Source organism: Celeribacter halophilus (genome assembly GCF_900114135.1).
Classification (GTDB): Bacteria; Pseudomonadota; Alphaproteobacteria; order Rhodobacterales; family Rhodobacteraceae; genus Celeribacter; species Celeribacter halophilus.
Genome location: NZ_FORY01000001.1, coordinates 180609 through 200923 on the forward strand (window position 1 = coordinate 180609; position 20315 = coordinate 200923).

Sequence of the window (20315 nt, forward strand, 5' to 3'; positions counted from 1 at the left end):
GCTTCGGCTTCGGCTTCGGCTTCGGCTTCGGCTTCGGCTTCAACCTCAACTTCAGCAACCGGTTCCGCAATCTCTTCCGCGACCGGCTCGACAACCGTTTCAGCCACAGGCTCGACAACCTCGGCCTCAAAGGCGCGGGGTGCATCTTCCGGCTGGGCCGTCAGCGCCTCGTCCTCCACATCGGCCTCGTCAAAGCTCACATCGTCAAACGTGTCTTCGGCCTCGACTTGCGCGGGCGCCTCTTTGAAGCTCATCGCGACGTTCTGATCTTCGGAGAAATCCGTCTGGTTGCGCTGGGCAACGGCGGCGCGGATGCGTTCGAGCTTGTCTGCAATGGTGCTGCCCGCTGCGGCGGCAGTGACAGAAGCGGCGGCGCGGGTGGCTGGCTGAGCTTGGGCCGCTTTCTTGTCATCTGTCACAGGGGCTGGGTGCGCCTCTTCCGCTTTCGCGGCGGGCTGTTGCGCTTGCGGGGCAGGTGCCGCTTCGGGCGCTTTGGCCGTGGGGGTCATCACCGGCGCTGGCTCGGCCACGGGCTCTGCAACAGGTGCGTCCTGTGTCTCACCCATCTGGCGCAAGACAAGACCATTGTCCTGCACACGGGCTTCGACCCGCCGCTGGATTTCCTTTTCCGCGATCGAATGGAGCATCTGTGGATCCGGAGTCGGGGGTTCGGCTCCGAAATAGCGGTCATCCGCCGCGAGATCGCGGAAATATTCCGCGATTGACCGCATCGTGGAGAAAGGATCGTCGAATCCCTCCAGCGTACAGGAGAAGGTCCCATATGATACGGTCAGAATCTTACTGTCGTTTACCATGCCTAAACTCGCTTTCTGACTTGCTCAGCGGCTTTCTGTTTACCACGAATTGGTTCTCAAATAGGAACAGAACAAGGAAATCGCCGTGATCATTTCCTGTCCAAAATGTGGCAAAGAGGGTAACGCTTTCTTATGAATTCCATTGAACCCGTTATTATTACACGGAAAAACGTCACTTTGCTGGGTGGCGGGACGGTGTGCCCCTTAGTGTTGCAGGAAACGATGAAAAAGGCACCTTGCCTCGTGGCGGCCGATGGCGCGGCGGGGCAGGCGTTGGAGATGGGAATCATGCCGGAGCGCGTGATCGGCGACTTCGACAGCCTGACGGAGGCCCACCGCGCGCGTATTCCCGCAGACCGTCTCTGCCATGTGCCCGAACAGGACAGCACGGATTTCGAGAAATGTCTGACCCGTATCGACGCCCCGATGATTTTCGGGGTGGGTTTCACGGGCGCGCGGATTGATCACGAACTGGCGGTTTACGCAACGCTCACCCGCTTTGCCCACCGGCGCTGTGTGATCCTCGGGGCGGAAGATGTGTCCTTCATGGCCCCGCCGGAGCTGACCCTGCCGACCACGGTCGGTCAACGTGTCTCTCTGTTTCCGATGGCGGCGGTGCAGGGGCGCTCTGACGGGCTGCGTTGGCCTATCGACGGGCTGCCTTTTGCCCCCGACGGGCGGATCGGCACATCCAACGAAGCGGTCGGCCCTTCGGTGCATTTGCAATTCGACCAGCCGGGGATGATGGTGATCCTGCCGCGCGCGGCCTGTGACGCCGATCTGGTGTCCCGCCTCATCGCCGCGCCGGTCTGGGCTTGAACGCCTGAGGAGTTACGCCTCCGCACGGTCTGTTCAGGCAGGGCGGTTAGGACGCGGTCGGGTCTCCCGGCACATTCGGTTTCTGGTGGTTGATCCGCTCGCGGTGGATCAGGTAAAGCCCCGCTGCCACGATCACCGCAATGCCGAGCCAGACGATGGGCGAGGGGAAGTCGTGAAAGATCAGCAGTCCCGCAAGGGTGGAGAAGGCCAGTTCCAGATAGGCCAGCGGCGCGATGGTGGCCGAAGGCGCCATGTTGAGCGCCAGCGTCAGCCCCTGATGCGACACGGTGGCCGCCACGCCGACGCCCAGAAGCCAGATCCAGTATTTGCCCTGTGGCAGGCTGGGGTCGAACATCCCGCCGGAGCCGTCGAAAATCATCAACAGCGGCAGCGCGATCACCAGCGTGGCGATGGCGGTGGAGCTTTGCAGCGCGACGGGATGATAGCTGCGCAAGGCGCGGGTCACGAGCATGTAGCAGGCGAAAAAGAACCCCGAGGCCAGCGGCAGGAGTGCGGCTGTGCCAAAGGCCAGAAGGCCGGGGCGCACCACGATCAGCACGCCGATAAATCCCACGAGCGAGGCGAGGATACGGCGCGGGCCGACCTCTTCGCCAAACAGCGCCCAGCCCAGAAACAGGATGATGAAAGGTTCGACAAAGGTGATCGCCAGCGCATTGGCCAGCGGCATGATCGAGACAGCCCAGACAAAGGTGAAGGTGGCGGCCAGTGTGAACACGCCGCGCAGAATGATCAGCCCCGCGTCGCGCCGGTTGCGCACCAGTGGCAGGCGCATTCCCAGCGCCACGGGCAGGAGGATCGCCCCTTGCACCAGAAACCGCGCGGCAGTGATCTGGCCAATCGCATGTTCTTCAGCGGCGAGCTTGGCAAACACGTCAATGAGAGGCGCGATGGCGCAATAGGCCATCATCATGGTCATGCCCAACAGCGGGTGATCAAGGGAGGGGCTTTGTGTCATCCCTTCTTTTTGCCGCCCGTTTCCGATGGCGCAAGCTTTGTGTCTGTGCGGGTTTTGTCGGGCTCTGAGCAGGAGCGCTCAGGCTCTCGGATGCGTGGTTCGTGTGGGGCGGGCGAGGTAGATTATGCGGTATAAAAAGCGGTGTAGAAAAAGCGCCGGTGGTCCGTCCTGATCCTTTGGTTTGATCCAGTGGGGAGGATGATCAAGGACAGTCCACCGGCGCGCTGGGAGCCGAGGGAGGGAGGCGGCTCACATATCGCTTTGCACCTCACGGCTTTCTTGCGACAACGCGTCACCGGCGGTCGAGAGGTCTTGTCCGGCCCCGTCGATGGTCTCGCAAGCGGCCAGCGCCAAAAGGGTCAGTCCCGTCATCATCACACGTTTCATGTCAGTCTCCTTGATATGCAGTCAGGAGGGAAACGCGGGACGGGTGCAGTTGGTTCCCGTTTGTTTTCGCGGAGGGCGCGGAGGGCGCGGAGCCGCGGCGAGGGTGGCGAGGAACCGCTGCGTCAGGCCGGATGCGGCGTCAGATGCGTCAGGAAAACTGCCCGACACAAGTCCGACGGATGTCCGACGGTTTGCCGACACCTGATTTTGCCCCGATCAAAGCGGGGCGGTGGGCTCTTTGTGAGCGGATTTGGGTCGGAGCCGTGGACGGGTGACGCGGCCCGTAGGGAGGGCGCCTGCGGTCAGGTTTTCGCGTCCACAGAGTCCATCCATGCGCGCATGGCCGCCTCGAATTCGCGGGGCTTTTCGGCGTGGAGCCAATGGCCCGTGCCGGGAATGGAGGCGAATTTTGCATTCGGGAACAGGGCTTTGGAGCGCGCGCGGTGGTCGCGCTCGACATAGGTGCTTTCGCCGCCCGACAGGAAGAATGTCGGCCCTTCAAACGTGCCGGACACATCGGGGAATCCGACGATTTTCGGCATTTCCGCCTCCAGAACATCAAGGTTCAAAAGCCAGCGTTTCTCTTTGACAACAAGGCTTTGCAGCAAAAACGCCCGCACGCCCGCATCCAGCACATCCCGCGCCAGTTGCCGGTCCGCATCCGAACGCCGCTCTACTTTTTCAAGGTCGATGTTGCGCATGGCCTCAATGAGCGGCGTGTTGTCGTGGCTGTAGGCGACGGGCGAAATATCCGCAACAATCAAGGACTTGATCAGTTCGGGCCGCGTGAGTGCGAGCACCATCACCGCCTTACCGCCCATAGAGTGCCCCATGACGTGACAGGGACCATGCTCGGCCACAAGAGGCTCCAGAACCTCGGCCAGATCGGCGGCCATATCTTCATAGCTCTGGGTCGGAAAGCGCGGACTGTCCCCGTGGTTACGCTGGTCCACAGTCGCCACAAGTCGCGTGTCGGACAGACGTTTCGAGATCACCCCCCAGTTCCGGGCAGAGCCGAACAGGCCGTGAACGATCAGGAGGGGTGAGGCGTCGGTCGGGTGACCGTGGAATTCCGTGTGCAACATATCCGAGAGATAGCGCCTTGGCGCAGCGCAGCAAACCCATTTTTGCGGGTTGGGTAATTTATCCAGAAACCTGTTCCCACTTTTCGGATCGCGTTCTAAAAGACGGTATGGACCATTCCGTGACCCACAGAGCCCAAGACCTTGCCACGCTGATGCGGGAACGTCTTGGTGTGCGTGCAGGGGAGGGGTTCGAGGCCAAAGTCAAACACGCAGGCCGCCGCCTCCCGCGCTGGGCGCGCAAGCAGGCGGCTGTGATTGTCGAGGCTATGGCTTTGGAAGCGCATCCGAAACTGGCGCAGCAGGTGGCGCACAAGAAGGTCGACAAAGCGTTCAAGGAACTGACCTATTTCCTTGAGCGCCAAGACGTGAAAACCCGCCGCAAGAACCGGTTTCTCGACCTTGTGGCGGTGCTGGCCTTTGTGGTCTTCGTGACCATCGGGCTGGTTCTGGCGGTTATGGTCTGGCGTGGTCTGGTGTAAATTTCTGCGGGTCCAGAGCGTCGCGTTGCACAAGGGTGACGGTGACAAAGCTCACATAGAGCAAGAGATACCACGACCCTATCTTTGAAAACCCGACCATGTCGCCCGCCATCTGGCCGTTGTAGAGCCAGATTTTCGTCGCCGTTCCGATGTTTTCCGCGATCCAGAGGAAGAAGGCGGAAAGCACGCCCGCCACGGGCATGGGCATCCAGTGCCATTGACCGATGCGATACCAGACACGGGTGCGGGCATAGAGGATCAGCGAGGCGGCAAAAAGTCCAAGGCGGATGTCCGGTCCGAAGTGGTGGGTGAAAAAATTCATGTAGATCGCGCCTGCAAACAACAGGCTGGCCCAATAGGGCGGGTAGGGTGCAAAACGCATGTCGAACAGGCGAATGGCGCGGGCCATGAAACTGCCGACGGAGGCATACATGAAGCCGGAAAACAGAGGCACACCGCCGATTTTTATCAGCCCTGCACCGGGGTAATCCCAGCTTCCCATATGCAGTTTGAAAATCTCCATAATGGTGCCTGTGAGGTGGAACAACAGGATCACCTTGGCTTCCGAAAGGGTCTCCATTCGGAAGAACAGAAACAGCATTTGAAGCGCCAGAGCGTAGACCAAAAGCGCGTCATAGCGGGCGATGGGCCAGTCCGCCTGCCAGACGCTGTGGGTGACGAGCATGGCGATCAGGAGCAGCCCGCCGAAAAGCGAGGCCCAGCCCATTTTGACCGTGAACATGACCAGTTCCGTGACCCCGTGCGGCAGGCGGGCGCGTAGCCAGTCGCCAAGACGGCGTTCAAGAGAGGTGGACTGTGCCATGGGCGGGAAACTCCTGAAAGCCGTCACTGACGTGTTTTCTATAGAAAAGGGGCCCGAAGGCCCCTCAATTCTGTCGTCTGTGTGCGAAACTTACAAGTTCGGATAGAGCGGGAATTTCTCGCACAGGGCTTCGACTTCGGCTTTCACCTTGGCCTCGACCTCTGCGTTGCCTTCTTCGCCGTTCTGGGCGAGACCATCGACCACTTCGACAATCCAGTCTGCGATCTGGCGGAACTCAGCTTCGCCAAAGCCGCGCGTGGTGCCTGCAGGGGTGCCGAGACGCACGCCGGAGGTGACCATCGGCGGCTCGGGGTCAAAGGGGATGCCGTTCTTGTTACAGGTGATATGGGCGCGTTCCAGAGCTTTCTCTGTCGCGTTGCCTTTCACACCTTTGGGGCGCAGATCGACGAGCAGCACATGCGTGTCGGTGCCGCCGGTGACGATGTCGAGACCACCCTTCATCAACTGGTCCGAGAGGGCCTGCGCATTCGCGATCACTTGCTTGGCGTAGGTCTTGAACTCGGGACGCAACGCCTCACCGAAGGCCACGGCCTTAGCGGCGATGACATGCATGAGCGGGCCGCCCTGAATGCCGGGGAAGATGGCGGAGTTCACTTTCTTGGCGATCTCCACATCGTTGGTGAGGATCATGCCGCCACGCGGGCCGCGCAGTGTCTTGTGCGTGGTGGTGGTGGCCACATCGGCATAGGGGAAGGGCGAGGGGTGCTCGCCACCTGCTACGAGACCGGCGAAGTGGGCCATGTCGACCATCAGGAGTGCCCCGACCTCGTCGGCAATTTCGCGGAATTTCGCAAAATCGATCTGGCGCGGGATGGCGGACCCACCGGCGACGATCAGCTTGGGCTTGTGCTCCAGAGCCAGTTCGCGGACCTGATCGTAGTCAAGGCGCTGGTCTTGCTGACGCACACCGTATTGCACGGCGTTGAACCATTTGCCGGACTGGTTCACCGACGCGCCGTGGGTCAGGTGACCGCCGGAGGCAAGGTTCATCCCCAGAATGGTGTCACCCGGCTTCAGCAGTGCGTTGAACACACCCTGGTTCGCCTGAGAGCCGGAGTTCGGCTGCACGTTGACATATTTGCAATCGAAAAGCTCTTTGGCCCGATCACGGGCGAGGTTTTCGGTGACGTCAACAAACTCGCACCCGCCATAGTAGCGGCGGCCCGGATAGCCTTCGGCGTATTTGTTGGTCAGAACGGATCCTTGCGCTTCCATTACGGCAGCGGAAACGATGTTCTCGGAAGCGATCAACTCGATTTCATGGCGCTGACGGCCAAGCTCTTTCGTGATGCTGTCGAACAGGTCTGGGTCGCGGGAGGCGAGTGCCTCGGTGAAGAAACCGGAATCGCGGACATTGGCCGTCATGCTTTGCTCCTTGGCAGCGTGGGAGTGTCGCGGCTGTATTAGCCATTATGTGACAGTTGGAAAACCCTTTGCAGGAACATAATGATCATGAATCTTGTTGCGATGGCGCGCGGATGGAATACGCATGTTTCCGATCCGCCTCCTTCGGGGCGCCTTCGGGGCAAAATGCCGTGAAGACGGGCTGGTTCGAAAGAGCAAAAGGGTATGCGCAGGACTGTGCAGGTTTTCGGGTGAAATTCCTGTGCGGCTTTGTTACTGAGGATCGCAGAGACAGAGTTCAAAGAGGGCCCCAGATGGTCAAGATCGCCTTTGCCGCCAGTGAGGCCCAGATTGCGCAACGGGCCTATGAACGGCTGACGGCCCGCTACAAAGCTGTGCCGATGGAAGAGGCCGAGGTGATCGTGGCGCTGGGCGGTGACGGGTTCATGTTGCAGACCTTGCACGGCACGATGCATCTCGACACGCCCGTCTATGGCATGAATTGCGGCACCATCGGGTTTCTGATGAACGAGTTCCGTGAGGATGACCTGATCGAACGTCTGCGCGCCGCCGAGGAAGAGGTGATCAACCCGCTTTCCATGAGGGCTGAGTGCGAAGAGGGCGAAATCCGCAAGGCGCTTGCGATCAACGAGGTTTCCCTGCTGCGCGCAGGGCCGCAGGCCGCCAAGCTGCGCGTCTCCATTGATGGCAGAACCCGTATGGATGAATTGGTGTGCGACGGGGTGCTGGTCTCCACGCCGGCGGGGTCCACGGCCTATAATTATTCCGCGCGCGGCCCGATCCTGCCGATTGGCTCTGATGTGCTGGCGCTCACGGCTATGGCGGCGTTCCGTCCGCGGCGGTGGCGCGGGGCCTTGCTGCCCAGCACCGCGAAGGTGCGCTTCGATGTGCTGGAGCCGGAAAAACGTCCGGTCATGGCCGATGCCGACAGCCGCCATGCGGGCAATGTGCTTTGGGTCGAAATAGCCTCCGAACCCAAGGTGAAGCATCGTATTCTCTTTGATCCGGGGCATGGATTGGAAGAGCGGTTGCTGCGCGAACAGTTCGTGTGATGATCAGCCTTTGCGCGCACCGCGCACGGGTTTGCCCCAGTTTTCCAGTTTGCGGTAGAGCGTCGAAGGCGAAACATCCAGCGCCCGCGCAGCGGCAGGGACAGACCCGTTTGCTGCCTGTATCGCAGCCTCTATGGCTTGTTGCTCGATCTGTGCGAGGGTGCGCCCCTCGAACGGGTCTGTGCGGCCGGGGAAGCGAGGGTTGTCTAGGCCGGATTGGCCAACAGGGCTGGGCCGGATGCCGCGCAAATAGGGCGGCAGGTCGGAAATCTCGATCACCGGCCCGTCATTGAGAAGGGCGGCATTCCAGATCACGTTTATTAACTCGCGGATGTTCCCCGGCCATGTGTGTTCAAGAAATACCGATTTGACGCCGTCTGAAAGCGTGCGGAAGGGGCGTCCCTCTTGGGCACAGAGGCGGTCCAGCTCGGTTTCCGCGATCTCGATCACATCCATGCCACGTTCGCGCAGCGGCGGCAGGTGAACCGGCACTACGTTCAGGCGGTAGAACAGATCGGCGCGGAACCGACCTGCGGCCACTTCGGCGGCCGGATCGGGGGTTGAGGTGCAGACAAAGCGACAGGACATGAGATAGGGCGCACCGCCACCAAGCGGGGTGACGCGACCGGATTGCAATATGTTGAGCAGGCGGGCCTGCATGATCGGTGACAGCGCGCAGACTTCATCCAGCAAAAGCGTGCCATCCTTGGCACGTTCCACGGCACCGGTTTTCTCGGCTTGATCCGCCGTCGCCGCATGGCCCAGAAGCTCCGCCTCGATCCGCTCGGGGTCGGTGGTGGAGCAATCAATTTTCACGAACTGCCCCGTCAGGATACCCGATTGCGCGTGAAGGGTGGCGGCGGCGGTGACCTTGCCGGTGCCGCTTTCTCCGGTGATGAACACAGGCGCCGCAGACCCCGCGACTGCCCGAATGGTCTCGCACACGTCCTTCATCGGCTGCGAGGAACCGGCATCTCCCACGAGTCCGCTGCTGCGCGCCATGGATTCTTCTGACAGTTGACCGACGCTGCGACCGGCCAGCGCGTTGTTGACCACCGAGACCAGTTGGTCGGGGGCAAGCGGCTTGACGAGGAAATCCACCGCCCCATTGCGCATGGCGCTCACCGCACGGTCAACGGAGGCAAAAGCGGTCACAGCGATGGGTTTGAGCGTCGGGACGCATGAGGTCAGTTTTGCAATCAGGCCCACGCCATCCCCGTCGGGTAACACCAGATCAACTAATGCGATGTCCGGTGAGTGGCGCTGCGCCAGTTCCAAAGCCTCTTGGCAGCTGCGCGCGGTGATGACGTCATGTCCCTCGGCTTCCAGTGTGGCCGAGAAGATGGTCAGGTGGGTGGTGACATCATCAACGATGAGGATCGGTGGCGGGGACATTTGCGTCCTTTAGGATGACAGGATGGAATGAATTGTTGTCTGAATATCCGAGGCATATTGCCGCAGTTGTTTCAGCGTTTCAATGATTTCCGATTGTGTCATGTGCTGCGATTGTTCCGAAAGAACGCGGGAGAGATGTTGCGCCTCTTTCATGCAAGCGGTGGCGAAGAGCGAAGAGAGAGAATGCATGGCCCGCGCGAGGATGGCGTGGTGCTCAAGAGGCGGGGCGATTGTGGTGGCGGTCGTGGCCGCATCCAGAAAATGGTCGAGATCTTCGGAAAGCTGCGAGAGAATGAGCTTTCCCTTTGAGGGCGGTAAATGCCCGACCAGCTTATACAGGCACCGTTCCAATGCATTTGCGTGGGTGGAAGCCCCTGTCTCCATTTGCGGGGGGGCAGTCCTGGATTGCGGCGGTTTCGCAATCCCGAGAGCGATGGCAATGGCGTCGAGTATATCGCGTTGTGCATTGACGGGTTTGCTGAGGATGGCCTTTGCCCCATAGGACAGGATGGACTGTCGATTGGATTGGAATACATGCGAGGTGATGGCGATGGTCGGGGGGAACTCCCGGCCTTGCGCGCGCAATTTGGACAGAACCTGAACGCCGGAGAGCAGGGGCAGCTCGATGTCGAGGAAAACCAGATCGAACTGCGGTTGTGCAGACATCAGGCGGTCGAGCGCATCGACGCCATCATGGGCCTCGGTCACCTTTAGTCCTAGTGTTTCAAGATCATGACGGAACGCCATGCGCAGGGCCGGACTGTCCTCAACAAGGAGTGCGGTGAGACCTTCCGGCAGTTGGCCGTTATGCTGTTGCGCGTCGAAAACTGTCTGTGCCACCGTCGGGAAGGGCAGGGCGAGACAGGCCTCCGCGCCGCCCTCGGGCGGATTACGCAGGATCAGCTTGCCATTGAGGCGGCGTGTGGCGTCGAAGGCCACATGCAGGCCAAACCCCGAACCGGGCTCGCCTGTGCCGACCGGCGTGGGGTCGGTGTGCGGTCTGTTTAACACAACGGGCGGAAAGCCGGCGCCGGCGTCACGGATGCAAAACAGAAGCTCCTCATGCGGGGCTTGGCCCGAGCGCGAAATCTCGATGGAGATCGGTCCGGAGCCTGCATGATGCAGCGCGTTGGACACAAGGTTGGACAGCACCTGCTCCAGCGCGAGCATGTCGAGATCGGCAACCTCCGGCAGTTGCTCCGTGCCGGTCAGGGTGAGTTCCGTGCCAAGTTTGGCGGTGATTCGCTGCCAGCGCGTGATCAGTCCGGTCACGATCTGGCGCGGAGTGCTGGTGATGCTGGGCAGGTGCCGGTGTTGATAATTGGGAAAGAGCGATTCGGAGACTTCTTCGAGAAGGCGTCCGAGATGTGCGCTTGTATGGGCGAGGCGGGAAAGCTCGCCTTGCAAATCTTCGGTGCTGTCGGGAGATTGCGCGAGGGCTCTGAGCGCACTTTGCAACTCGGCATAGGTCGCACGTATGTCATGGGATAATAGAGAAACACGTCCCGCATCTTCCACCTGAAGCGTTTGGCGCTGTCCGTCACGATGTTTCAAAATATCCCCTTGCGTCCCAAATGACGCGTAACGCGTAGAATGTTTCCCTCCCGCACGGGCGCAATAATTACGGCCAAGGGCCGCCTGTTGGCGGTTCCCCGGCGGGATAGCTGTTGAAACATTAACTAACCTTGCGCCGGAGAACAGATATTTTTTGCTTAAAATTTATTCTTTTGCGTAGCCAAGCTCCTGAAGGGCGGTTCTGATCTCGTCCAGAATGGCAGGATCATCAATCGTCGCGGGCATTTTGAACGGTTGACCATCGGCGATTTTCACCATCGTTCCGCGTAGGACTTTGCCCGAGCGTGTCTTTGGCAGACGGTCCACGACGCAGGCCAGTTTGAAGGCCGCAACCGGTCCGATCTCATTGCGTACATCGCGCACAACTTCTTTGACGATGGTTGCGGGATCCTTGCTGCACCCTGCATTCAGGCACAGGAAGCCGAGCGGCATCTGGCCTTTCAGCTCGTCGCTGACGCCGATCACGGCACATTCGGCCACGTCAGGGTGGTTGGAGAGCACCTCCTCCATCGCGCCAGTGGACAGGCGGTGGCCGGCCACGTTGATCACGTCATCGGTGCGCGCCATGATGTAGAGATAACCATCTTCGTCCTTGATCCCCGCATCGCCGGTTTCATAGTAGCCGGGGAAGGTGGTCAGGTAGCTCTTCTTGTAGCGGTCCTCGGCCTTCCAAAGGGTTTGCAACGTGCCCGGTGGCAGCGGCAGTTTGATCGCAATGGAGCCCAGCTCGCCCGGTTCGACCGGATGGCCCGCCTCGTCGAGAATGTCGATGTCATAGCCCGGCATTGCCACAGAGGGCGAACCGATCTTGACCGGAAGTTCCTCGATCCCGAGCGGGTTCGCGGCAATGGCCCAGCCGGTTTCCGTCTGCCACCAGTGGTCGATCACCGGCACGCCGAATTTCTCCTGCGTCCATTTGATCGTGTCGGGGTCGGCACGTTCGCCTGCGAGGAAGATCGCCTGGAGCTCGTGCAGCTTGTAGCGTTTGATCCAGTCGCCGTTCGGGTCCTCGCGTTTGATCGCACGCAGCGCCGTGGGGGCGGTGAAGAAGGATTTGACGCGGTGGTTCTGGATGATCCGCCAGAATACGCCCGGATGCGGGGTGCCGATGGGTTTGCCTTCAAACACAATGGTTTGCGCCCCTTTGATGAGCGGTGCATAGCAAATGTAGCTGTGCCCGACGACCCAGCCGACATCCGACGCGGCCCAGAATGTGTCGCCCGCCTCGATGTTGTAGATGTTCTTCATCGTCCAGTTGAGCGCCACCAGATGACCGCCCGTGGAGCGCACAACGCCTTTCGGCGCGCCGGTCGTGCCGGAGGTGTAGAGAATATAGGCGGGATGGTTGCCTTCGACCGGCAAGCAGTCCACCGGTTTCACGCCATACTGGAAACCGTGCCAGTTGAAGTCACGACCTTCTTTGAGTTTGGCAACCTCTTGCTCGCGTTGGAAAATCACGCAGAAATCGGGCTTGTGTTCAGCCTCTTCGATGGCCTCGTCCAGCAGCGGCTTGTAATGCACCACGCGGTTCGGCTCCAACCCGCAGGAGGCGGCGATGATCGCTTTGGGGGTGCAGTCATCAATCCGCACGGCCAGCTCATGGGCAGCAAAACCGCCGAAAACCACGGAGTGCACGGCTCCGATGCGGGCACAGGCCAGCATGGCTTCCAGAGCTTCGGGGATCATCGGCATGTAAATGATGACACGATCCCCTTTGCCGACGCCGCGCATCTGGAGCGCACCGGCCAGCGTGGCCACGCGGGTTTGCAAATCTTTGTAGGTGATGCCTTTGGTCGAATGGGTGATCGGGCTTTCATGCATGATCGCCAGCTCATCGCCACGACCGGCCTCAACGTGACGGTCCACGGCGTTGTAGCAGGTGTTGGTCAAGCCGTCCGAGAACCATTCGTAGATCGGAGCATTGTCATCAAAAAGGGCTTTGGAAGGTTTCTTATACCAATGAACCTCCTCTGCAGCCTCCATCCAGAATTTCTCCGGATCCGATTTCCAAGCCTCATAAATGTCTTTGTATGCCACTCTCAGTGTCCTCCTCGCTCAAATGGCGTGGCCGGCGGCGGTAGTGATTCTCTGCAAGGCAGCTATGCCGCTGTGGAATGTCACTAGGGCCAGTCACGTGGGCCCGATGCTAAAATGGCCCGCTCCGGCAATCTTGTTACCAGAGCGCGGGGGAAATGTTTATATAAAATTCGCAAACAACTCAAGAAATGTAGTTTGCAAACTCTCGAAATTATTATGGATGTTGCAAACAAAAACACCCCTGCAAATCTTGCAGAGGCGTTTGAGGTTTGGTTGTCGCAGTGAGGGGCTTGGAGACGCCCTCGCGGGGAAGTGTCAGCCGTAATGCGCCACGGGCGTGCCTGCGATGGCGGACATGTTCAGCAGCCCGCGCGACGTGATCGACGGCGTGACGATATGCGCCTTGTTCGCCATGCCCATCAGGATCGGCCCGACTTCGAGCCCGCCGCCTTTGGTCTTGAGAATGTTCCGCACGCCGGAGGAGGCATCGGCAATCGCAAAGACCAGCGCATTGGCCGGACCTTCCAGACGCGAATGCGGGAAGTTGCGTTGGCGCAGATCCGGGGTCAGGGCGCTGTCGATATGCATTTCGCCTTCATAGGCAAAGTCGCGCGGTTCGGAGTCGAGAATTTCCAAAGCCTCGCGCATATGCCGTCCGGTCATGCAATTGAGGTTGCCGAATTCCGAATGCGAGCAGAGCGCGATATTCGGCTCGATCCCGAAGCGGCGCACATGGCGCGCGGTGGCGATGACGGTTTCTGCGATCTGGGCGGGTGTCGGCTCCGTATGCACATGGGTGTCTGCGATGAACAGGGGGCCGTCTTCCTGAATCATCAAAGAGAGCGCACCCACAGGTTGACGTTCCTTGGTGCCCAGAATTTGCGTCACATAGTTCAGGTGCCACAGGTATTGTCCGAAGGTGCCGCAGATCATGCTGTCGGCGTGGTCCTGTTGCACCATGATGGCGCCAATGGCCGTGGTGTTGGTGCGCAGGATCGCCTTGGCGAGATCCGGCGTAACGCCCTTGCGTGCCATCAACTCGTAATAGGCCTGCCAATATTGTTTGTAGCGGCTGTCGCTTTCCGGATTCACCACTTCGAAATCAATGCCGGGGCGGATTTTCACGCCCGCACGTTCGGCCCGCATGGCGATCACTTCGGGGCGACCGATCAGGATCGGCTTGTCCGTGGTTTCCTCGATCATGCCCTGAGCCGCCCGCAGCACGCGCTCGTCTTCGCCCTCGGAAAAGGCGATGCGGCGTTCGGCATGGCTGGCGGCGGCAAAGACCGGACGCATGATCAGAGCGGATTTGAACACCGACCCGTCGAGCGCCTCTTTATAGGCTTTCATGTCCGGCACAGGCTTGGTCGCTACCCCGCTTTCCATCGCGGCTTTCGCAACGGCGGAGGCGACAACGCCCATGAGGCGCGGGTCGAAAGGTTTCGGGATCAGGTAGTTCGGACCGAAGTCCAGTCGCTCGTCCTGATAGGCCGCCGCAGCTTCGGCGCTGGTGGTGGCGCGGGCCAGTTCCGCAATTCCTTCGATACAGCCAAGCTGCATCGCGTCGTTGATCTCGGTTGCGCCCACATCCAGCGCGCCGCGGAAGATGAAGGGGAAGCAGAGCACGTTGTTGACCTGGTTCGGGTAATCCGAGCGCCCAGTGGCGATGATCGCATCGGGGGCCACTTTTTTCACCTCGTCCGGCATGATCTCCGGCGTCGGGTTGGCCAGCGCGAAAATGATCGGCTGCTTGGTCATCTTCTTGATCATTTCGGGCTTGAGCACCCCCGGACCGGAGAGGCCGAGGAACATATCCGCCCCCTCGATCACATCGTCGAGCGTGCGCAGGTCGCTTTTCTGCGCGAAAGCCGCTTTTTGCGGCGTCATTTCTTCTTCGCGCCCTTCGTAGACGAGACCGGCGATGTCGCAGAGCCAGACGTTTTCGCGTTTCAGGCCCAGTTTCAAAAGCATGTTGAGGCAGGCAATCCCCGCCGCGCCGCCGCCTGTTGAGACGACTTTGAGGTCTTCGATTTTCTTGCCTGCGACCCGTAGTGCGTTCGTGGCAGCCGCCCCGACGACGATGGCTGTGCCGTGCTGGTCATCGTGGAACACCGGAATGTTCATCTTTTCACGACAGAGTTGTTCAACGATAAAACAATCCGGCGCCTTGATGTCCTCAAGGTTGATCGCGCCGAAGGTTGGCTCAAGCGCACAGACGATCTCGGCCAGTTTTTCCGGATCGCTTTCATTCACTTCGATGTCGAAACAGTCGATATTGGCGAATTTCTTGAAGAGCACCGCTTTGCCCTCCATCACCGGCTTGGACGCCGCAGCACCGATGTTGCCCAGCCCCAGAACCGCCGTGCCGTTGGTCACAACCGCAACAAGATTGCCTCGCGAGGTGAAGCGGGTTGCCGTGGCCGGATCCTTCTGGATTTCAAGGCAGGCCTCTGCAACGCCGGGGCTGTAGGCGCGCGCAAGGTCGCGGCCGTTGGCCATGGGTTTCGTGGCGCGGATTTCCAGTTTTCCGGGTTTCGGGAACTCGTGGTAATCGAGTGCGGCCTGCTTCAGGTTGGTGGTACGGCTTTCCGTCGGCATCGGGCTCTATCCTGTCTGTTGCGGTCGTCGGGCGAACTCGGGAAGGGTAGTTTAGCATTGAACTAAATTAAAGACCCCACGTCGCGCTCCGGTTTGCCCAAGGCTCTACGCTTCCCGAGGGGGCTGGTGCAAGAGGGCAATAGAGGCAAAACAACACAGAAAGATGATATTCGGGCAAATCTTCGCCTGTGGATTGTCAAAATGCTGTTTTGAACGGCGATTGTCTTTGTAAGGGCCGCATCATGCTTGCATCCGGAGGACGCCCGACGCAATCTTGACCAAACCGTCAAAAACGAGGTGATCATGTCTCTTCTGGATGAAGCCGCCAAGGCGCAACCGCAGGCCTATGCGCCCTATTCGAACTTTCGTGTTGGTGCCGCGATCCGCACAGCGTCCGGGGCCGTGTATACGGGGGTGAATGTCGAGAATGCGGCCTACCCTGAAGGCACCTGTGCCGAAGCAGGGGCCATCGCGGCGATGGTTCTGGGTGGGGAAACCAAGATTGCCGAAGTGGCTGTGATCGGAGACAGTGACGAGCCTGTGCCGCCCTGTGGCGGGTGCCGCCAGAAAATCCGCGAATTTGCAGATGCGGATGTCAAAGTGTCGATGATGTCGCGCACGGGCAAGGTGCTGACCCTGACCGTAGGGGAATTGCTGCCCGGTGCTTTCACAACGGATCATATGGATTGAGCATGGACGCGCGCCAGATCATCGAAAAACTGCGGGACAAGCGCCCGCTTGAGCCGGCGGAGCTGAACGCCTTTGCGCAAGGGCTGGCCTCCGGAGCGGTGACTGATGCGCAGGCCGGAGCTTTCGCGATGGCGGCGCTTTTGAACGGCATGTCGGACCCGGACCGTGTGGCGTTGACCTTGGCGATGCGCGATAGTGGCGATGTCATGCGCTGGGATTTGCCTGCGCCTGCCATCGACAAACACTCCACCGGCGGCGTTGGTGATTGCGTCTCGCTACTGCTGGCTCCTGCGCTGGCGGCGATGGGGGCTTGCGTGCCGATGGTTTCGGGGCGCGGGCTTGGTCACACAGGCGGGACGCTGGACAAGCTGGAAGCCATTCCGGGGTTGAAAACCGAAGTCAGTGACGCGCGGTTCCACGAGATTGTCGAGCGTGTCGGTTGTGCAATCGTCTCGGCCTCCGGCTCTATTGCGCCTGCGGACAAGCGGCTCTATGCGATCCGCGATGTCACTGGCACGGTCGAGAGCATTGATCTGATTACAGCCTCGATCCTGTCGAAGAAACTGGCCGCGGGGCTTGAGGCGCTGGTGCTGGATGTCAAATGCGGCTCCGGTGCGTTCATGACCACGGTGGAGGATGCGCGCGCTTTGGCACAATCGCTTGTGACCACGGCAAACGGGGCGGGTTGTAAAACCTCTGCCCTTATTACCGATATGAACCAGCCCCTGTGCCCGTCTTTGGGCAATGCGCTTGAGGTCATGACGGTGATGGAGGCGCTGACCACGGGGGAGGTGGACAATATCCTCTGCGATGTCACTTGCGCTTTGGGCGGTGAGCTTCTGGTGCTGGCGGGGCTGGCCGAAGATGTAGAGCGCGCCACATGGGCGGTGCGAGACACATTGACGGATGGCTCGGCGGCGGAGCGCTTTGGCCAGATGATTTCCGAGTTGGGCGGGCCTGCGGATTTCGTCGATCATTGGCGGGATCGTTTGCCGTCTGCCCCTGTGGTGCGCGACGTGATGGCAGGGCAACCGGGCTATGTCTGCGCTATGGACGGCCATGCGCTTGGCATGGTTGTGGTGCATCTGGGAGGCGGGCGTCTGAAAGGCGGTGAAAAGATCGATCCGGCTGTCGGGCTTTCCAATTGCTGTATGATCGGGGAATATCTCGATGCGGACAGTCTGGTGGCAACCATTCACGCCAAAACCGCGGAGGATGCCGATCAGGCCGAGGCCGCAATCCGTGCGGCGATCCGACTGGGCGAGACCGCCCCCGACGAGCCGCCATTGATTTACGAAAAGGTAACGGTATGAGCAGGGCATTTTTGATTGTGATGGATTCCGTGGGGCTTGGCGGTGCGCCGGACGCGGACAGGTTTTTCAACGGCGACCGCCCTGACACGGGGGCCAACACGATTGCCCATATTGCGCAGGCCTGTGCCGAAGGTCGCGCTGAAGACGGGCGCAGCGGTCCTTTGCATTTGCCCAATCTGGATGCGCTGGGGCTGGGTGCGGCGATGGCACATGCTACTTCTGATCCGGCACCGGGGTTGGAAGCCATGCCGGAAGGGCTCTACGGGGTCGCCGCCGAGATTTCACGCGGCAAGGACACGCCGTCAGGGCATTGGGAGCTGGCCGGTGTGCCTGTGCCGTGGGACTGGCATTATTTTCCTGATGAACACCCTGCTTTCCCGCAGGACCTGATGGAACAGACTGCCGCATTGTGCGGGGCAGGGGGCACCTTGGCGAATTGTCATGCTTCCGGCACGGAGGTCATCAAGACGTTCGGCGCACAGCATATCGAGACCGGCTGGCCGATTTGCTACACCTCTGCGGACAGTGTGTTCCAGATTGCCGCGCATGAAGAGCATTTCGGGTTGGAGCGGTTGCTGAAACTTTGCGCAGACCTCGCGCCCACTTTGCACGCGATGAAAATCGGCCGTGTGATCGCGCGGCCTTTTGTCGGATCGCCGAAGGAGGGGTTCACACGCACGGGCAACCGCCACGACTATGCGATTGCACCACCAAGCCCGACGATCTGCGACTGGGCGAAAGCGGCTGGGCGCGCGACCTATGCGGTGGGCAAGATTGGCGATATTTTTTCTATGCAAGGCTTGGACGAGGTGCGCAAGGGCACGGACAGGGTGCTTTTCGATCATCTGTGCGATGTGATGGATGAGGCGCCGGACGGGTCTTTCACCTTCGCCAATTTCGTCGAGTTCGACAGCCTCTATGGTCACCGCCGCGATGTCTCCGGATATGCCCGTCATCTTGAATGGTTCGATGCCCAGATGCCGCGCCTGTTCGAGCGAGCACGGGAGGGCGATCTGCTGATTTTCACCGCCGACCATGGCAATGATCCGACATGGACCGGCACAGACCATACCCGCGAGCAGGTGCCAGTGCTGGGCTATGGCCTTGGTCTCAAAGCGATCGGTCCTGTGGCGTTTTCCGATGTGGCGGCGTCTCTGGCCGACCATCTGGGAATTGAAGCCGAAGGTCCGGGAAGGAGTTTTCTGTGAGTATAACCGATCTGCCGAAAATCGAGTTGCACATGCATCTTGAGGGGGCTGCGCCGCCTGCGTTCATTCGTGGCTTGGCGGCCGAGAAAAAAGCCGATCTCTCGGGCATTTTCGACGAGAGGGGCGCATATAAATATAAGGACTTCTGGGATTTTCTGAGGGTCTATGAGGCGGCAACCTCTGTTCTGAAAACGCCGCAGGATTACTATCGCCTGACCCGCGCGGTTCTCGAAGAAAGCGTGGCCTCCAATGTGGTTTATACCGAGAGTTTCCTTGCCCCCGATTTCTGTGGTGGTGGTGATGTGGCGGCGTGGGCGGACTACCTTGCCGCGATCAAGCAGGCCGCCGACGAGATGGAGCGCGAGGCCGGTATCGTGATGCGTGCGATCCCGACCTGCGTGCGCCATTTCGGGCCGGATCAGGCGAAGAAAACCGCCCAATGTGCGCAAGAAACCGTGGGCGATTTCGTTACGGGGTTCGGCATGGGCGGCGACGAGGCTATGGGGAAGCAGGGCGATTTCAAATATGCGTTCGATATGGCACGCGAGGCGGGACTTCGGCTCACCACGCATGCGGGCGAATGGGGCGGGCCGGAGAGTGTGCGCGACGCCATTCGCGATCTGAAAGTCGAGCGTATCGGTCACGGTGTGCGGGCCATTGAGGACCTTGGGCTGGTCGACGAACTTGCCGAGGCCGGTGTTGTTCTGGAGGTCTGCCCCGGCTCCAACGTGGCGCTGGGCGTCTATGCCAAGTGGTCGGACCATCCGATTGCCAAGCTGCGCGAACGCGGTGTGAAAGTCACCGTGTCCACAGACGACCCGCCGTTCTTCCATTCCACCATGCGCTCTGAATTCGACAATCTCGCCGAGACTTTTGGTTGGGAAGAGGCGGATTTTGTGGCATTGAACACAACCGCGCTGGACGCGGCATTTTGCGATAACGCGACGCGCGAGGCGGTCGCAAAGAAACTGGAGACACCTGATGCTTGACCACCTGACCGTTGTGACCCACCCGCTTGTTCAGCATAAGCTGACGATCATGCGCGACAAAGAGACCTCAACCGCAGGCTTCCGTCAGTTGCTGCGCGAAATCTCTCTGCTTCTGGCCTATGAGGTCACGCGCGAACTGGATATGACCGAAAAGACCATCGAAACCCCGATGCAAACCATGCAGGCTCCGACGCTGGACGGGAAGAAAATGGCGCTGATCTCCATTCTGCGTGCGGGCAACGGGTTTCTGGACGGCATTCTCGAACTGGTGCCTTCGGCGCGTGTTGGATTTGTCGGGTTGTATCGCGACGAGGAAACGCTTCAGCCGGTGGAATATTATTTCAAAGTGCCCGAAGACCTTGGAGATCGCCTTGTGATCGCAGTTGACCCGATGCTGGCCACGGGCAATTCCTCGGTTGCGGCCATCGACAAGCTGAAAGAAGCCGGAGCGACCAACATTCGCTTCCTTTGCCTGCTGGCCGCGCCCGAAGGGATCAAGCGTATGAAAGAGGCGCATCCGGATGTTCCGATCGTCACGGCATCCGTGGATGAGAGTCTGAATGCGCAAGGCTACATCATTCCGGGCCTCGGGGATGCGGGGGATCGCATGTTTGGCACAAAATAAGCGATTTGCCTCTTAACAGCGAATCAGTTCTGCGTTAGGCTGAACACTACATCTTGTGTGGGG

The 20315-nt window shown here is 60.1% G+C and carries 17 protein-coding genes and 1 pseudogene; 8 read left to right on the forward strand and 10 right to left on the reverse strand.

Annotated features, from left to right (window positions below):
• Positions 1–815, reverse strand: a pseudogene (locus BM152_RS19120) (chemotaxis protein CheA); the annotation flags it as partial.
• Between the two features lie 132 nt (positions 816–947).
• Between BM152_RS19120 and BM152_RS00860 the strand changes: the two are divergent.
• Positions 948–1634, forward strand: coding sequence for a thiamine diphosphokinase (locus BM152_RS00860; protein WP_066603211.1), 687 nt, complete (start codon positions 948–950; stop codon positions 1632–1634).
• Between the two features lie 46 nt (positions 1635–1680).
• On the opposite strand, the gene BM152_RS00865 is transcribed toward BM152_RS00860, so the two are convergent.
• The 3 genes from BM152_RS00865 to BM152_RS00875 form a co-directional block, all read right to left on the reverse strand.
• Complete coding sequence (locus BM152_RS00865; RefSeq protein WP_066603214.1) at positions 1681–2610, reverse strand: DMT family transporter; 930 nt, start codon at positions 2608–2610, stop codon at positions 1681–1683.
• Positions 2611–2859: 249 nt separating this feature from the next.
• Positions 2860–2997 carry an entericidin A/B family lipoprotein gene (locus BM152_RS00870; protein ID WP_066603216.1) on the reverse strand — a complete coding sequence of 46 codons (138 nt, stop codon included), beginning with the start codon at positions 2995–2997 and terminating at the stop codon, positions 2860–2862.
• Positions 2998–3299: 302 nt separating this feature from the next.
• Positions 3300–4082: an alpha/beta fold hydrolase gene (locus BM152_RS00875; RefSeq protein ID WP_066603219.1), complete on the reverse strand. Its 783-nt coding sequence runs from the start codon at positions 4080–4082 to the stop codon at positions 3300–3302.
• 119 nt (positions 4083–4201) lie between these two features.
• Here BM152_RS00875 and BM152_RS00880 point away from each other — a divergent pair, with 119 nt between their 5' ends.
• Entirely contained in the window at positions 4202–4561 is a 360-nt protein-coding gene (locus BM152_RS00880; RefSeq protein ID WP_139222460.1) for a hypothetical protein, read from the forward strand.
• Here BM152_RS00880 and BM152_RS00885 read toward each other — a convergent pair.
• Entirely contained in the window at positions 4536–5384 is an 849-nt protein-coding gene (locus tag BM152_RS00885) for a DUF817 domain-containing protein (RefSeq protein WP_066603230.1), read from the reverse strand. The two genes, BM152_RS00880 and BM152_RS00885, sit on opposite strands and share 26 nt — an antisense overlap.
• Before the next feature lie 90 nt (positions 5385–5474).
• Positions 5475–6770, reverse strand: coding sequence for a serine hydroxymethyltransferase (gene glyA, locus BM152_RS00890; RefSeq protein WP_066603232.1), 1296 nt, complete (start codon positions 6768–6770; stop codon positions 5475–5477).
• Positions 6771–7063: 293 nt separating this feature from the next.
• Here glyA and BM152_RS00895 point away from each other — a divergent pair, with 293 nt between their 5' ends.
• On the forward strand, positions 7064–7822 hold the full coding sequence (locus BM152_RS00895; protein WP_066603238.1) for an NAD kinase: 759 nt from the start codon (positions 7064–7066) through the stop codon (positions 7820–7822).
• Between the two features lie 3 nt (positions 7823–7825).
• Here BM152_RS00895 and BM152_RS00900 read toward each other — a convergent pair whose 3' ends face one another.
• The 4 genes from BM152_RS00900 to BM152_RS00915 all read right to left on the reverse strand — a co-directional run bounded on the left by BM152_RS00900 (position 7826) and on the right by BM152_RS00915 (position 15427).
• Positions 7826–9217, reverse strand: coding sequence for a sigma-54-dependent transcriptional regulator (locus BM152_RS00900; protein WP_066603241.1), 1392 nt, complete (start codon positions 9215–9217; stop codon positions 7826–7828).
• A 9-nt stretch (positions 9218–9226) separates the two neighbouring features.
• Positions 9227–10771 (reverse strand): response regulator, encoded by a 1545-nt coding sequence (locus BM152_RS00905; protein ID WP_066603247.1) that lies wholly within the window; start codon positions 10769–10771, stop codon positions 9227–9229.
• A 165-nt stretch (positions 10772–10936) separates the two neighbouring features.
• A complete protein-coding gene (locus BM152_RS00910; RefSeq protein WP_066603255.1) occupies positions 10937–12829 on the reverse strand; it encodes a propionyl-CoA synthetase in 1893 nt (630 codons plus the stop codon).
• 315 nt (positions 12830–13144) lie between these two features.
• Complete coding sequence (locus BM152_RS00915) at positions 13145–15427, reverse strand: NADP-dependent malic enzyme (protein ID WP_066603257.1); 2283 nt, start codon at positions 15425–15427, stop codon at positions 13145–13147.
• 246 nt (positions 15428–15673) lie between these two features.
• On the opposite strand from BM152_RS00915, the gene BM152_RS00920 reads away from it, so the two are divergent.
• Genes BM152_RS00920 through upp form a run of 5 tightly spaced genes read left to right on the forward strand, consistent with a single transcriptional unit; the run spans position 15674 to position 20252 of the window.
• A complete protein-coding gene (locus BM152_RS00920; RefSeq protein ID WP_074913880.1) occupies positions 15674–16117 on the forward strand; it encodes a cytidine deaminase in 444 nt (147 codons plus the stop codon).
• A gap of 2 nt (positions 16118–16119) precedes the next feature.
• The gene (locus BM152_RS00925) at positions 16120–17430 is read left to right on the forward strand and encodes a thymidine phosphorylase (RefSeq protein ID WP_066603260.1); all 1311 of its coding nucleotides are present in this window, start codon (positions 16120–16122) and stop codon (positions 17428–17430) included.
• The gene (locus BM152_RS00930; RefSeq protein WP_066603262.1) at positions 17427–18638 is read left to right on the forward strand and encodes a phosphopentomutase; all 1212 of its coding nucleotides are present in this window, start codon (positions 17427–17429) and stop codon (positions 18636–18638) included. The genes BM152_RS00925 and BM152_RS00930 overlap by 4 nt, the downstream gene beginning before the upstream one ends.
• Entirely contained in the window at positions 18635–19627 is a 993-nt protein-coding gene (locus BM152_RS00935; protein ID WP_066603263.1) for an adenosine deaminase, read from the forward strand. The genes BM152_RS00930 and BM152_RS00935 overlap by 4 nt, the downstream gene beginning before the upstream one ends.
• Positions 19620–20252: a uracil phosphoribosyltransferase gene (gene upp, locus BM152_RS00940; RefSeq protein ID WP_066603265.1), complete on the forward strand. Its 633-nt coding sequence runs from the start codon at positions 19620–19622 to the stop codon at positions 20250–20252. Before BM152_RS00935 ends, upp begins: the two co-directional genes overlap by 8 nt.
• The last annotated feature ends 63 nt before the right edge of the window (positions 20253–20315 follow it).